General features: G+C 65.0%; 15 protein-coding genes. All 15 read left to right on the top strand.

Annotated features, from left to right (window positions below; all coding sequences use genetic code 11):
- The first annotated feature begins 82 nt into the window (after nt 1-82).
- The 15 genes from fabF (at nt 83) to nagZ (ending at nt 14,312) form a co-directional block, all read left to right on the top strand.
- On the top strand, nt 83-1,327 hold the full coding sequence (gene fabF, locus ACAM55_RS18015; protein WP_369652851.1) for a beta-ketoacyl-ACP synthase II: 1,245 nt from the start codon (nt 83-85) through the stop codon (nt 1,325-1,327).
- A 31-nt stretch (nt 1,328-1,358) separates the two neighbouring features.
- Complete coding sequence (locus ACAM55_RS18010) at nt 1,359-1,823, top strand: hypothetical protein (RefSeq protein ID WP_369652850.1); 465 nt, start codon at nt 1,359-1,361, stop codon at nt 1,821-1,823.
- A gap of 9 nt (nt 1,824-1,832) precedes the next feature.
- The gene (gene rpoE / locus ACAM55_RS18005; RefSeq protein WP_369652849.1) at nt 1,833-2,507 is read left to right on the top strand and encodes an RNA polymerase sigma factor RpoE; all 675 of its coding nucleotides are present in this window, start codon (nt 1,833-1,835) and stop codon (nt 2,505-2,507) included.
- Nucleotides 2,508-2,524: 17 nt separating this feature from the next.
- Entirely contained in the window at nt 2,525-3,190 is a 666-nt protein-coding gene (locus tag ACAM55_RS18000; protein ID WP_369652848.1) for a sigma-E factor negative regulatory protein, read from the top strand.
- A gap of 84 nt (nt 3,191-3,274) precedes the next feature.
- Nucleotides 3,275-4,279, top strand: coding sequence for a MucB/RseB C-terminal domain-containing protein (locus ACAM55_RS17995; RefSeq protein ID WP_369652847.1), 1,005 nt, complete (start codon nt 3,275-3,277; stop codon nt 4,277-4,279).
- A gap of 94 nt (nt 4,280-4,373) precedes the next feature.
- The gene (locus ACAM55_RS17990; protein ID WP_369652846.1) at nt 4,374-5,867 is read left to right on the top strand and encodes a DegQ family serine endoprotease; all 1,494 of its coding nucleotides are present in this window, start codon (nt 4,374-4,376) and stop codon (nt 5,865-5,867) included.
- A 521-nt stretch (nt 5,868-6,388) separates the two neighbouring features.
- The gene (gene lepA, locus ACAM55_RS17985) at nt 6,389-8,200 is read left to right on the top strand and encodes a translation elongation factor 4 (protein ID WP_369652845.1); all 1,812 of its coding nucleotides are present in this window, start codon (nt 6,389-6,391) and stop codon (nt 8,198-8,200) included.
- Between the two features lie 9 nt (nt 8,201-8,209).
- Nucleotides 8,210-9,175, top strand: coding sequence for a signal peptidase I (lepB, locus tag ACAM55_RS17980; protein WP_369652844.1), 966 nt, complete (start codon nt 8,210-8,212; stop codon nt 9,173-9,175).
- Between the two features lie 31 nt (nt 9,176-9,206).
- Nucleotides 9,207-9,575 (top strand): DUF4845 domain-containing protein, encoded by a 369-nt coding sequence (locus ACAM55_RS17975; RefSeq protein WP_028258993.1) that lies wholly within the window; start codon nt 9,207-9,209, stop codon nt 9,573-9,575.
- Between the two features lie 17 nt (nt 9,576-9,592).
- Nucleotides 9,593-10,279: a ribonuclease III gene (rnc, locus tag ACAM55_RS17970; protein WP_369652843.1), complete on the top strand. Its 687-nt coding sequence runs from the start codon at nt 9,593-9,595 to the stop codon at nt 10,277-10,279.
- Nucleotides 10,280-10,286: 7 nt separating this feature from the next.
- The gene (era, locus tag ACAM55_RS17965) at nt 10,287-11,252 is read left to right on the top strand and encodes a GTPase Era (protein WP_369652842.1); all 966 of its coding nucleotides are present in this window, start codon (nt 10,287-10,289) and stop codon (nt 11,250-11,252) included.
- Nucleotide 11,253: 1 nt separating this feature from the next.
- Nucleotides 11,254-12,027, top strand: coding sequence for a DNA repair protein RecO (recO, locus tag ACAM55_RS17960; protein WP_369652841.1), 774 nt, complete (start codon nt 11,254-11,256; stop codon nt 12,025-12,027).
- A complete protein-coding gene (locus ACAM55_RS17955) occupies nt 12,024-12,791 on the top strand; it encodes a pyridoxine 5'-phosphate synthase (RefSeq protein ID WP_369652840.1) in 768 nt (255 codons plus the stop codon). The genes recO and ACAM55_RS17955 overlap by 4 nt, the downstream gene beginning before the upstream one ends.
- 13 nt (nt 12,792-12,804) lie before the next feature.
- The gene (gene acpS, locus ACAM55_RS17950) at nt 12,805-13,206 is read left to right on the top strand and encodes a holo-ACP synthase (RefSeq protein WP_369652839.1); all 402 of its coding nucleotides are present in this window, start codon (nt 12,805-12,807) and stop codon (nt 13,204-13,206) included.
- Nucleotides 13,203-14,312, top strand: a complete 1,110-nt coding sequence (nagZ, locus tag ACAM55_RS17945) for a beta-N-acetylhexosaminidase (protein WP_369652838.1) — start codon at nt 13,203-13,205, stop codon at nt 14,310-14,312. Before acpS ends, nagZ begins: the two co-directional genes overlap by 4 nt.
- Nucleotides 14,313-14,314 lie beyond the last annotated feature (2 nt).

The raw sequence follows: 14,314 nt of genomic DNA, 5'->3' as shown, positions 1-14,314 counted from the left end.
ACTGCCACGGCCGGCGGCGCTTTTCATCGAGCCCGTACGCGCCGCCCGCAGTTGTTCAGCGCATCCAGAAAGGTTTGCCGGCATGACCAAACGCCGCGTCGTCGTGACCGGACTCGGTTGCATCGCTCCTGTCGGAAACACGGTGACCGAATCCTGGGCCAACCTGTTGGCCGGGAAGTCGGGCATCGACACCATCACCTCGTTCGATGCCAGCGCCTTCGCTTGCAAGTTTGCGGGCGAGGTGAAGGGTTTCGACATCACGCAGTACATCTCCGAGAAGGAGGCGCGCCACATGGACCGCTTCATTCATCTCGGAATGGCCGCCGCCATCCAGGCGGTGCAGGACAGCGGTCTCAAGACCGGTGATGCGCTGTCGCCTGAAGAGGCGACTCGCATCGGCTGCAACATCGGCTCGGGCATCGGCGGACTGCCGATGATCGAGGAAACGCACGCGGAACTCGTGAATCGCGGCCCACGCCGCGTCTCGCCGTTCTTCGTGCCCGCCTCGATCATCAACATGATCTCGGGCCACGTCTCCATCAAGTACGGCTTCCAGGGCCCGAACATCGCGGTCGTCACGGCCTGCACCACCGGCTTGCATGCGATCGGCCTGTCGGCCCGCATGATCGAGTACGGCGATGCTGACGTGATGGTCGCGGGCGGTGCCGAGTCGACCGTCTCGCCGCTGGGCATCGGCGGCTTCGCGGCCGCGCGGGCGCTCTCGACGCGCAACGACGATCCCCGCACCGCGTCCCGTCCGTGGGACAAGGACCGCGACGGCTTCGTGCTCGGTGAAGGCGCCGGGGTGGTCGTGCTCGAGGAATACGAGCACGCCAAGGCGCGCGGCGCCAAGATCTACGCCGAGGTCTCGGGCTTCGGCATGAGCGCCGACGCGTACCACATGACGGCACCCAACGTCGACGGCCCGCGCCGTTCGATGTCGATGGCGCTCGCCAACGCGGGCGTCAACGCCGACGAGGTGCAGTATCTCAACGCGCACGGCACTTCGACGCCCCTGGGTGACCTGAACGAAACCAATGCGATCAAGAACACCTTCGGCGACCATGCGAAGAAAATGGTCGTCAATTCGACCAAGTCGATGACCGGCCACTTGCTGGGCGGCGCCGGCGGCATCGAGTCGGTGTTCACGGTGCTCGCACTGCATCACCAGAAGAGCCCGCCGACCATCAACATCTTCAACCAGGATCCGGAGTGCGACCTCGACTACTGCGCCAACGTGGCGCGCGATCTCAAGATCGATGTCGCGGTCAAGAACAACTTCGGCTTCGGCGGCACCAACGGCACGCTGGTGTTCAAGCGCGCTTGAGCATTGCTCTTTCATGCACAGCGCACCGTCGGTGACATACCCGGTGGGGCGCTCGCGCGGTGCCACCCGGATTCTGATCGCCACATGGGCCTTGGGCGCAGCGTGCGCGGGACTGTCGTGCTATCTGTTCGATAGTGCCGGTTGGCGCCAGCTGCTGCTGGTCCTGAGTGTGCTGTTGTCGGGCCTCGCAGCCGGGCTCGGGCTGCGAAGCGACGGTGCGGGGGTGCTGCACTTCGACGGACTGGGCTGGACGCTCACGGGCGCCCATCCGGGCCGAGCCGTTCATGCGGCCCGCGCCGCCGTCGCGCTCGATCTCCAGTCGCTGCTGCTGGTCCGGCTGACCCAGCCGGGCCGCGCGAGCCGATGGATCTGGGTCGAGCAGCGCGCCATGCCGGAACGCTGGCGCGACCTGCGCCGTGCGGTATATTCGCGCGCCCCGTCCGCGTCGCCCGCCGGCGAGCCTTGGCGAGCAACCGCTCCCGCCGATGCGCCCTGAACCTCCTCGATGACCACTTCTCCGCCGCCAGTGCCACCGGACTCCGGCTTGACCGATGTGTCCGCCGAAGCGCCGCGCCCCGGTGAAGTCGACCTGCAGCTGGTCCAGCGCACGGTCGCGGGTGACCAGAAGGCATTCGAACTGCTGGTCATCAAATACCAGCGCCGGATCGAGCGCCTGATCGGGCGCATGGTGCGCGACGTCGACCTGGTCGAGGACATCGCGCAGGAAACCTTCATTCGCGCCTACCGCGCGCTCCACCAGTTCCGCGGTGACGCGCAGTTCTACACCTGGCTTTACCGGATCGCGGTGAATACCGCCAAGAAGGCGCTGGTCGACATGAAGCGCGACCCGACCATTTCCGAAAGCGCCATGCGGCCGTCTTCTGAAGAGGACGATGAAACTTACCGGCCCGGAAACGAACCAATCAGCGACGAAACCCCCGAATCGGTCCTGGCGGCAAATGAAATTGCCCGCGTGGTCGAGGCGGCCATGGAAGCGCTGCCGTCCGAGTTGCGCCAGGCTGTCACCCTGCGCGAGATCGAGGGCATGAGTTACGAAGAGATTGCCGAGGTCATGGATTGCCCGATCGGCACCGTGCGCTCGCGTATTTTCCGGGCGCGCGAGGCCATTTCGGCCAGGGTCAAACCGCTGCTGGACAACCAGTCCGGCAAGCGTTGGTAGGTAAGCAGGTGAATGAAATGAATCAGACAATGACGGTTCGTGAGCAGGTGTCCGCACTGGCGGATGGTCATTTGCAGGGCGAGGACTTCGCGCGGGCCATCGAGGCTGTCTGCGCGGACGACGAGGCCCATCGGGCTTGGCGTGCCTATCACGTGGTGGGCGATGTGTTGCGCGCGGGCGCGCATTCGCCGTGCAGCGATGGCAATGCGTTCCTTGTCCGCCTTCAACAACGCCTGGCGGCGGAGCCCGTCGCCGCGGCAGCCCCGGTTGTGGCGCCCGCCCAGGTGTCGGTTCACGCGGTGCGGCACAAAGCCGACGCGGCCAATGAGCCGGTCTTTCGCTGGAAGCTTGTGGCCGGCGCCGCTTCGCTGGTGGCCGTCGCCGCGATCAGCTGGACGCTGGTCGGGAACGGTGCCGCCGTTCCGTCGCAGGGTGCCCAGATGGCAGTCCAGCAGCAACCGGCAGCCAACTCGGTGCTCGCGGCCGCTGCCACTGGCAACCAGTCGCCCGCTGCTGCGCCGCTGACGCCGACCCGCGTGGTGGTCGGGAGCGGGAGCCCGCAGATCATGCTGCGCGATCCGCGGCTCGATCAGTTGCTCGAAGCGCACCAGCAAGCGGGCGGCGCTTCGCAAATGCCCTCAGGTTTCCTGCGCAACGCGACCTTCGAAGGCCCGACGCGCTGACGCGCGCCTGCCGCCCTTCCAATGACCGTTCAGATGCCGATTCCTGCACGCGCGCTCGCGCTGGTGTTCGCTGCTTTTTGTCTGGTGCAGATCGCGGCGGGGCAGACCCGGCCGGGGTCGGCCAATGCCAGGAGTCCGGTCTCGGTACAGGGCGGCGATGCGCCACCCGCGATGGGCGTCGTGGAGTGGCTGCAGCGCATGCACACGGGGGCGCGGCAGCGAAATTACGTCGGCACCTTCGTGGTATCGGCGGCGGGCGGCGATCTGTCGAGCGCACGCATCTGGCATGTGCGCGACGGCGATATGCAGATCGAACGCATCGAAGCCCTGTCGGGCCCGCCACGCTCCACATTCAGGCGTAACCACCACGTGATGACCTTCCTGCCCGAGGCGAAGGTCGTGAAGGTCGAGAAGCGCGAGAACCTCGATCTCTTTCCCAATCTCCCCGATAAGCCCGATTCGTCAATCGGCGACTTTTACGATGTCCGTGCCATTGGCAAGGACCGTGTGGCCGGTTTCGATGCCGACGTGGTGCAGCTGGTGCCGCATGACGGGCTTCGCTTCGGATATCGCATCTGGAGCGAGCGCCGCTCCGGCCTGGTGATGAAGCTGCAGACCATCGACAGCGACTCCCGCGTGGTCGAGCAGTCGGCGTTTTCCGAGTTGCAGCTGGATGCACCGGTCAAGGCGCAGGCACTCGCCCAGATGATGGCCAATACCGGCGGCTATCGCATCGAGAAGCTGGAGCTGGAGCGCACCAATGCGCAGGACGAGGGCTGGGTGCTCAAGTCGCCCGTGGCCGGTTTCAAGCCGCGCAGCTTCTACCGCCGGCCGGTTGGCAGCGACAAGAGCGGGCAGGATCGGACCGTTCAGTGGACCTTCTCCGATGGCCTTGCCTCGGTGTCGCTTTTCATCGAGCGATACGATGAGAAACGCGCGCCCCGGGACGGCGTGCTCACAATCGGTGCAACCAACGCCATTCGCCGGCGATTGCCCGAGCCGGCGAACGATTGGTGGCTGACCGCAGTGGGCGAAGTGCCGCAGCAGACGCTCAACGCGTTTGCGCAAAGCCTCGCGCGCACACGCTGATCGCCCAGGATCGGCGCAGCAGGCGCTGAACCAAGTCCGCACCACCGACTCATAGCTCTTCTTTTGGCCGCTCTGTTCTTTTGAAAGAAAACCGATGATGTTCAAAGTCGAGGGACACAAGCTTCGTTCCTATCTCTTCGCATTCGGCGTGGCCTGCGCGGCTGCCACGGGCTTCCTGCCGGCAACGCCTGCCATGGCACAGACGCCGCAGGCGCGCGGATTGCCCGATTTCGCCGATCTGGTCGAGCAGGTGGGGCCCGCGGTGGTCGGGATTCGGACCGTCGAAAAGGTTTCCACGCGCAGCGGAAGCGGCGGGGAAATGGACGAGGAGATGCAGGAGTTCTTCAGGCGCTTCTTCGGCCAGCCGTTGCCCGGCAACCCGCGTCCGGGCCCGCGTCCGAACCGGCCGCAGCAGCCCCAGGAGGAAGAGCGTCCGCGCGGCGTGGGCTCGGGCTTCATCCTGTCCGCCGACGGCTATGTCATGACCAATGCCCACGTGATCGAGGACGCTTCCGAGATCCTCGTCACGCTGACTGACAAGCGCGAGTTCAAGGCCAAGCTGATCGGCGCCGACAAGCGCAGCGACGTCGCCGTGGTGAAGATCGAGGCGACCAGCCTGCCGGTGGTGAAGGTCGGGGACATCTCGAAGCTGCGCGTCGGCGAATGGGTCATGGCAATCGGCTCGCCCTTCGGCCTCGAGAACACCGTGACCGCGGGCATCGTGAGCGCGAAGCAGCGCGACACTGGCGACCTGGTGCCGTTGATCCAGACCGACGTTGCCATCAACCCCGGCAACTCGGGCGGGCCGCTGATCAACCTGCGCGGAGAAGTGGTCGGCATCAACAGCCAGATCTATTCGCGCTCGGGCGGCTACATGGGCATCTCTTTCTCGATCCCGATCGATGAAGCCATCCGCGTGAGCGACCAGCTGCGCGCCACCGGGCGTGTGTCGCGCGGCCTGATCGGCGTGACCATCGGCACAGTTTCCAAGGACGTGGCCGAATCGATCGGCCTGGGCAAGGCCCGCGGCGCGCTCGTGAACAGCGTGGTGCCGGGTTCTGCGGCCGACAAGGCCGGCGTGCGCGAAGGCGACATCATCACCAAGTACGGCGACAAGGTCATCGAGACGCCGAGCGACCTGTCGCGCTCGGTGGCCAGCACCAAGCCCGGCGTCAAGAGCACGCTGACCCTGTTCCGCAACGGCGCTTCGCGCGAACTCGCCATCACCGTGGCCGAAGGCGACCCCGAAGCCAAGCCGGCCGGCAAGCGCCAGCAGGATCGTGAAGAGCCTCAGGCCAAGCCGTCGTCCGCGGCCAGCAAGTCGCTCGGCCTGGTGGTCGGCGACCTCACCGACGCCCAGAAGAAGGAACTCAAGGTGCGTGGCGTGCGCATCGAGGCAGCGACCGATGCGGCCGCCAAGGCCGGGCTGCGCGAGGGCGACGTGATTCTCTCGGTCGGCAACATCGAAGTCTCGAGCGTCAAGGAGTTCGAGTCCGCGATTGCCAAGGCCGACAAGAACAAGCCGCTCAGCGTGCTGTTCCGACGCGGGGAGTGGGCGCAATATGCCCTGATCCGACCCGCACGCTGATCTGGCGCTGCCGTCAAGTGGCCCCACCCGTCAGTCGGGTTTGGGGCCTTTTTTTGAGGTGTTTGCGACGCTGGAGCGCCCGGTTTCAAAAAAAATTCTGAACGAAAAGTGCCACAGTTTTGTTGGTGTTCACTAACTTCAAGAAAGGCTTAGGACGGTTTTCGGTAGAATAGGGTTCATTGGGCGCTGAGTCCGTGCATAAGGAGTGGGGTTTCCTCCACCATGCGAGATGTCAGACAGCAGTCCACCGATGCTCCACAGATCGCCCACAAGTTGTTCATAGAGTGCTCCACCGATCCTGTGGATAAGTTGTTTATATCTTTGATGTTGTGGACCTGCAACGACCCGTTTTGACCCTGTCCCCGGATGTACGTGCCTCCCTTTTTGCCTACAATGAAGTTCCAACTACTGCAGTTGCCATTGCTTGTTGGTTCAGGGCGCGTCTCCAGAAGACGCGCCCTTTTTTCTTGCCTGTCGCACTCTGCGCACGAGCCAATTCAAGTACTTAAGCGTTCCCGTTGATGAATCACATCAGAAATTTTTCGATCATTGCGCACATCGATCACGGCAAGTCGACGCTCGCAGACCGTTTGATCCAGCGTTGCGGCGGTCTCGCTGAACGCGAGATGGAAGCGCAGGTGCTCGACTCGATGGACATCGAAAAAGAGCGTGGGATAACCATCAAGGCGCAGACCGCTGCGCTGCACTACAAGGCACTCGATGGACAGGTCTACAACCTCAATCTGATCGACACGCCGGGCCACGTCGACTTCTCTTATGAAGTGAGCCGTTCGTTGTCGGCATGCGAAGGTGCGTTGCTCGTCGTCGATGCATCGCAAGGCGTCGAAGCGCAGACAGTGGCCAACTGCTACACCGCACTCGACCTCGGCGTTGAAGTGGTGCCCGTGCTCAACAAGATGGATTTGCCGAATGCGGATCCCGACAACGCGCGCACCGAAATCGAAGACGTGATCGGCATCGACGCAACCGACGCGATTCCGTGTTCCGCGAAGACCGGCCTCGGCATCGACGAGATTCTCGAGGCCATCGTGCACAAGATGCCCGCGCCGCGCGGCAATCCCGATGGTCCGCTGCGCGCGATGATCGTCGACAGCTGGTTCGATCCCTACGTCGGCGTGGTCATGCTGGTGCGCGTGGTCGACGGGCGGCTGGTGAAGGGCGAGCGCATCAAGATGATGGCGTCCGGCGCCATGTACAACGCCGACAACGTCGGCGTCTTCACGCCCGCCAACGAACCGCGCGCGTCGCTCGAGGCGGGCGAGGTGGGCTACATCATCGCGGGCATCAAGGAGCTGCAGGCCGCCAAGGTCGGCGACACCGTGACGCTGATCAAGCCGGGTACGGGCGGTGCGGCCGCCACGGCGACGGAAGCGCTGCCGGGCTTCAAGGAAATCCAGCCGCAGGTGTTTGCCGGCCTCTACCCGACCGAAGCCAGCGAGTACGACTCGCTGCGCGACGCGCTCGAAAAGCTCAAGCTCAACGATTCGTCGCTGCGCTACGAGCCCGAGGTGAGCCAGGCGCTCGGCTTCGGCTTCCGCTGCGGCTTTCTCGGCCTGCTGCACATGGAGATCGTGCAGGAGCGCCTGGAACGCGAGTTCGACCAGGACCTGATCACGACCGCGCCGAGCGTGGTCTATCAAGTGGTGCGCAGCGACGGCGAAGTCATCATGGTCGAAAATCCGTCCAAGATGCCCGACGTCGGCAAGATGAGCGAGATTCGCGAGCCGATCGTCACCGTGCACCTCTACATGCCGCAGGAATACGTCGGCGCCGTCATGACGCTGGCCAACCAGAAGCGCGGCGTGCAAATGAACATGGCCTACCACGGCCGCCAGGTCATGCTGACCTACGAAATGCCGCTCGGCGAGATCGTGCTTGACTTCTTCGACAAGCTGAAATCGGTCAGCCGGGGCTATGCCTCCATGGACTACGAGTTCAAGGAGTACCGCGCGTCCGACGTGGTCAAGGTCGACATCCTGCTGAACGGCGAGAAGGTCGATGCGCTCTCCATCATCGTGCACCGCAGCCAGTCGCAGTACCGCGGCCGGGCGGTGGTGTCGAAGATGCGCGAGATCATTTCGCGCCAGATGTTCGACGTCGCCATCCAGGCGGCCATCGGGGTCAACATCATTGCGCGTGAGACAATCAAGGCGCTGCGCAAGAACGTTCTTGCCAAGTGCTACGGCGGCGACATCACCCGCAAGAAGAAGCTGCTCGAGAAGCAGAAAGCGGGCAAGAAAAGAATGAAGCAGATCGGCTCGGTCGAGGTCCCGCAAGAGGCCTTCCTCGCGATTCTGCAGGTCGAAGACTGATCTCAAAAAATGGCATTCATCACTACTTTGGTCCTCGCGGCCTTTGCCGGCTACGTCGGTGCCTGGTACTCTGGCGCCATCGAAGGCAACTTCGCGCTGCTGCTGTTTCTGGCCACGGTGGTCACCGGGCTCTACTGGCTGGCCGAGCGTTTCTTTTTCCTGCCCCGGCGGGAGCGCGCCGCCGCCGCGCTCGAATCCTCGCTGAGCGAGCGCAACGCGCGCCTGGCCGGCCAGGGCATTACGCAAGTCGACACGGTCGATGCCAAGGCCAGCGAGCGCCTGCTGATGCAGCCGTGGTGGCTCGACTGGACGGCGGGGCTGTTCCCGGTCATCCTGGTGGTGTTCCTGCTTCGCTCGTTCCTCTACGAGCCCTTCAAGATTCCATCGGGTTCGATGATGCCGACGCTGCTGACCGGCGACCTGATCCTGGTCAACAAGTTCACCTACGGCCTGCGCCTGCCGGTCATCAACACCAAGATCACCGACGGCACGCCGCTGGCGCGCGGCGACGTGGTGGTGTTCCGCTATCCGCCCAAGCCGAGCATGGACTACATCAAGCGCGTGGTCGGCATTCCCGGCGACGAGGTGGCCTATCTGAACAAGAAGCTCACCATCAACGGGCAGCCGGTCTCCAAGTCCTCGATGCCGGACTACCTCGACAGCGATTCGATGCGCCTGCTCAAGCAGTTCAACGAAGACCTCGGCGGCAAGCAGCACAGGCTGCTCAACGACGATGCCGGCCCGGCCTTCGTCCAGGGCGCCTCCGACTTTCCGTTCCGCGAAAACTGCCGCTACTCCGTTGAAGGCGTGGTTTGCAAGGTGCCCGCCGGCAACTACTTCATGATGGGCGACAACCGCGATAATTCGGCGGACTCGCGTTTCTGGGGTTTCGTGCCGGACAAGAACATCGTAGGCAGGGCATTCTTCGTCTGGATGAACTTCGGCGACCTGGGTCGCATCGGTCCATTCCAATAAGCAGTCAGCATTGTTCGAGGGGTAAGAGGGCATGAGAGCTAATCGGTCCATCCGCAGCAGGGCCGCGCACCAGCGCGGCATCTCGTTCATCGGCCTGGTGTTTGTCGCCGTGGTGCTGGGTTGCCTGGGCGTCGTCGTCGCGCAGGTCATCCCGACACTGATCGAATACCAGGCCATCGACAAGGCCGCCAACAAGGCCAAGGAAGGCACCACCGTGCCCGAAGTGCGCGCCATCTTCGACCGGGCGCAGGCCATCGACGACTTCAAGTCGGTCTCCGGCAAGGACCTGGACATCAAGAAGGTCGGCGACAAGGTCGTCGTGTCGTATGCGTACGAGCGGGAAATTCCCTTGTTCGGGCCGGCCTACCTGGTGCTCAAGTACAAAGGCGAGACCCGCTGAACGCGGCGACACGCAAGGTGGACGGCAGCCTCGCAGCGCTGCAGGAGCGCCTCAAGCATTCGTTCTCCGACCCGCGGCTGCTCCAGCTCGCGCTCACGCACCGCAGTTTTTCGGCTGACCACAACGAGCGCCTCGAGTTCCTCGGCGACTCGGTGCTCAATCTCGCGGTCTCGCACCTGCTTTACACGCGCCTCTCGGCCCTGCCCGAAGGCGACCTCTCGCGCGTGCGGGCCAACCTGGTCAAGCAGGACACCCTGCATCGCCTGGCGCTGGAGCTGCAGCTGTCGCCCTTGCTTCGGCTCGGGGAGGGCGAGGCGCGCTCGGGCGGGCCCAACCGGCCTTCGATCCTGGCCGATGCGCTCGAAGCGCTGATCGGCGCGGTCTACCTCGACGCGGGCTTTGCGGCCGCGGAGGCGCTGGTGCGCCGGCTCTACGAGTCGGTCGAGATCAATCCGCGCATGGATGCGGTCGCCAAGGATCCGAAGACCGAATTGCAGGAATGGCTCCAGGGCCACAAAATGAAGTTGCCGGTGTACCGCGTGGCGGCGACGCTCGGCGCCGCGCACAAACAGACTTTCGATGTCGAGTGCGAGGTGCCCGAGCTGGGCCTGCGCGAACGCGGCATCGGTGGCTCGCGACGCGCCGGCGAGCAGGCTGCCGCGGCAGCCATGTTGATCCGGCTCAAGGCACGCGGAGCCGCGTGAAACCAGAATGAACGACGCTATAAATTCAGCAGCAAACCCCGAAGACGCAGCGGGCGATACGGCTACGACCGGGCCCCAGCACTGCGGTCTGGTGGCCATTGTCGGCAAGCCCAACGTGGGCAAGTCGACGCTGCTCAACGCGCTGGTGGGCCAGAAGATCAGCATCACCTCGCGCAAGGCGCAGACCACGCGGCACCGGATCACGGGCATGCGCACCATCGGCGCGACACAGTTCGTGTTTGTCGATACGCCGGGTTTCCAGACCTTGCACGCCAACGCGCTGAACAAGTCGCTCAACAAGACCGTGCAGGGCGCGGTCGGCGACGTGGACCTGATTCTTTTCGTGGTCGAGGCGGGCAGCTTCACGCCCGCGGACGAGCGGGTGCTCAAGCTGCTCGGCAAGGGCATTCCGACCGTGCTCCTGGCCAACAAGCTCGACAACGTGCACCGCCGCGGCGATATCGCGCCCTGGCTGCAGACCATGCAGGCGAAGCACCCCTTCGCCGAGTTCGTGCCGATGTCGGCCAAGAATCCCAAGGACGTCGAGCGCCTGTTCGGCATCTGCGAAAAATACCTGCCCGAGCAGCCCTGGTTCTACGCCGAGGACGAGCTCACCGACCGCAGCGAGAAATTCCTCGCGGGCGAGCTGGTGCGCGAAAAGCTGTTCCGCCTGACCGGCGACGAACTGCCCTATACCTCGACCGTGATCATCGACAAGTTCGAGGAAGAGCCGCCGCAGAAGAAGGGCCAGAAGCGCCTGCTGCGCATTGCCGCCACCATCGTGGTGGAGCGCGACGGCCACAAGGCCATGGTGATCGGCGACAAGGGCGAGCGCATCAAGCGCATCGGCATGGAAACCCGCGTCGAACTCGAAAAGCTGGCCGACGCCAAGGTTTTTCTCGAGCTGTGGGTGAAGGTGCGCTCCGGCTGGGCCGACGACGAGGCCCGCGTGCGCTCGTTCGGTTACGAATGAAGTGGCGACTGCCCACCGCGTTTCGCACGAACCGGCGTATGTGCTCCATCGCTACGACTGGAGCGAATCGAGCCTGATCCTGGAGGTCTTCACCCGGCACCGCGGGCGCATTGCGCTGGTGGCCAAGGGGGCGAAGCGGCCGAGTTCCAATTTCAGGCCGGTGCTGCTGCCGCTGCAGCCGCTGCAGCTCAACTATGGCGGCGACGCCGAGATCCGCACGCTCAAGGGCGCCGAGTGGATGGGCGGCCATGTCATGCCGACCGGTGAGGCGCTGCTTTCGGGCTACTACGTCAACGAACTGCTGCTGCGCCTCCTGGCACGGGACGATGCGCATGAAGCCCTGTTCGATGCCTATGCGGGCGTAGTGCAGGTGCTGGCCAGCGAGCACGCTGGCGCGCAGGCAGCCACCCACGCCGCCGCGCTGCGCGCCTTCGAATTGCTGCTGCTGCGCGAAGTGGGTCTCCTGCCCTCGCTCGACGTGCAGACCCTCACGCTCGAGCCGCTGGCCGCCGACGCCCGCTACAGCCTGGTGCCGGAAGCCGGCTTGCGGCTGGCGGGCGAGGACGAGGCCGCGCTGGCGGGCGCCGACTGGCAGTCGTTGCAGGGCGTGCTGGACGACCGCGCGCCGTTCACCGCCACGCTGCGCGAGATCGCGACCATGAACGCCGGCAGCAACAGTGCCCTCAGGAACCAGCTGCGCACCTTGCTCAACTACCATTGCGGTGTGTCCACGCTGCGCACGCGGCAGATGATGAGAGATTTGCAAGCCCTATGAGCACAACGTCCGGCCATTCCGCCACCACCTCGCTGTCCGTCAACCTGAACAAGGTGGCCCTGGTGCGCAACACGCGCGCCCTCGGCATTCCGAGCGTGCTTGTCGCCGCCAACGCCTGCCTCGCGGCCGGGGCGCAGGGCATCACGGTGCATCCGCGGCCCGATGCGCGTCATATCCGTGCGCACGACGTGAGCGACCTTGCCGCGCTGCTGGCCAAAGACTGGCCGGCGATCGAATTCAACATCGAAGGCAACCCGTTCCACAACCTGATGGACTTCGTGCGCGAGCTGAAGCCGCATCAGGCCACCTTCGTGCCCGACAGCGAAACCCAGTCGACCAGCGACCATGGCTGGAGCTTCCCCGAAGACGCCGAGCGCCTGCGCCCCTTGATTGCCGAGGCCAGGGCGCTGGGCGTGCGCGTGAGCCTGTTCATGGACCCCATTCCGGAAATGATGGCTGCGGCCAAGGAAGTGGGCGCGGACCGCGTCGAGCTGTACACCGAGGGCTATGCCGCATCGCGCGGCACGCCGAACGAGCAGGCCGTGCTCGCGCGTTATGTCGAAGCGGCGCGCGCGGCGCAGGCGGCGGGCCTTGGCGTCAATGCGGGCCACGACCTGAGCCGCGAGAACCTCACCGCGTTCCTGCGCGCCGTGCGTGGCGTCCAGGAAGTCTCGATCGGCCACGCCTTCATTGCCGATGCGCTCGAGCTCGGCTATGCCGCCACGACACGGGAGTATCTGCACTGCATCGAAGAGGCGCAGTGAACGCGGGAGTGGAATGATCTACGGCATCGGTACCGACATCTGCGACCTCCGGCGCATCGCCGCAACGTTCGAGCGGCAGGGCGAGCGCTTTGCCCAACGGGTGCTGAGCGACGCCGAGCTCGCGGTCTGGAAGGCCCGCAGCGAGCGCTGGCCCAAGCGAGGCCTGAGCTATCTCGCCACCCGTTTTTCCGCCAAGGAGGCGTTCAGCAAGGCCATCGGCCTCGGCATGCACATGCCGATGAGCTGGCGGCTGTGCGAGATCGCGAACCTGCGCAGCGGCAAGCCGGTCATCGTGCTGCACGGGGAGCTCAAGGAGTGGTTCGAGGCCAAGGGCCTCACGGCCCATGTCACGGTGACCGACGAAACCGAATATGCCGCGAGTTTCGTGGTGGTCGAATACAAGAACGAGGCATGACCCTGGCAACGACAAGCATTCACGCGCCCTTGATCATCGATGTGGCGGGTACGGAACTCGGCGATGCGGATCGCCGCCGCATCACCAACCCCCTGGTCGGGGGGGTGATCCACTTCGCCCGCAACTGGCAGGACCGCGCCCAGATGGCGGCGCTCAATGCCGAACTGAAGGCCATCCGTCCCGACCTGCTGATCTGTGTCGACCACGAAGGCGGCCGCGTGCAGCGGTTTCGCACCGACGGGTTCACGCGCCTGCCCTCGATGCGCGCACTGGGCGAATTGTGGATGCGCGACGCCATGCGCGCCACCCAGGCCGCAACGGCAACTGGCCAGGTGCTTGCCGCCGAGCTGCGCGCCTGCGGCATCGACTTCAGTTTTGCACCGGTGCTCGACCTCGACTACGGCGGCAGCAGCGTGATCGGAGACCGCAGCTTCCACCGCGACCCGCGCGTGGTGGCGCTGCTGGCCAAGAGCGTGATGCACGGCATGCTGCAGATGGGCATGCGCCATTGCGGCAAGCACTTCCCGGGGCATGGGTTCGTCAAGGCCGATTCGCATGTGGAAATTCCCGTCGACCGGCGCAGCCTCAAGGCCATCCTGGCCGACGATGCACGGCCCTATGACTGGCTCGCCGGCACGCTCACGGCGGTGATGCCGGCGCACGTGATCTATCCGAAAGTCGACAAGCGCCCCGCGGGTTTTTCTTCCAGGTGGCTGAACGAGATCCTGCGCAGCCGGCTTTCATTCGATGGTGCCGTCTTCAGCGACGACCTGAGCATGGAAGCGGGGCGCTACATCGACGGCGAGCTCCTGAGCTATGCCGATGCCGCACTGGCCGCGCTCGATGCGGGCTGCGACCTGGCGATGCTGTGCAACCAGAGCGTCGGCGATGGCCGGCCGCTGGACGAGTTGCTCGATGGCGTCGCCGCGGCAGCCAGGGCCGGGCGCTGGTTGCCCGAGGCAAGGAGCGAGGTTCGGCGGCGGGCGCTGCTGCCGCCGGAGTCGCCTTCGGCGGGCTGGAGCGCGCTCGCGGAGTCCGCAGGGTACCAAGGCGCACGGCAAGTGCTGGCGAAGGCCAAACTCGCGCCGCTGCACGGCAGCGCCTGACG

Origin of the sequence: Variovorax sp. V213 (assembly GCF_041154455.1) — a bacterium.
In the GTDB taxonomy this organism is placed as follows: Bacteria; Pseudomonadota; Gammaproteobacteria; order Burkholderiales; family Burkholderiaceae_C; genus Variovorax.
The sequence above is the reverse complement of the archived record's forward strand: the minus strand, read 5'-3'. Positions and strand labels throughout refer to the sequence as shown.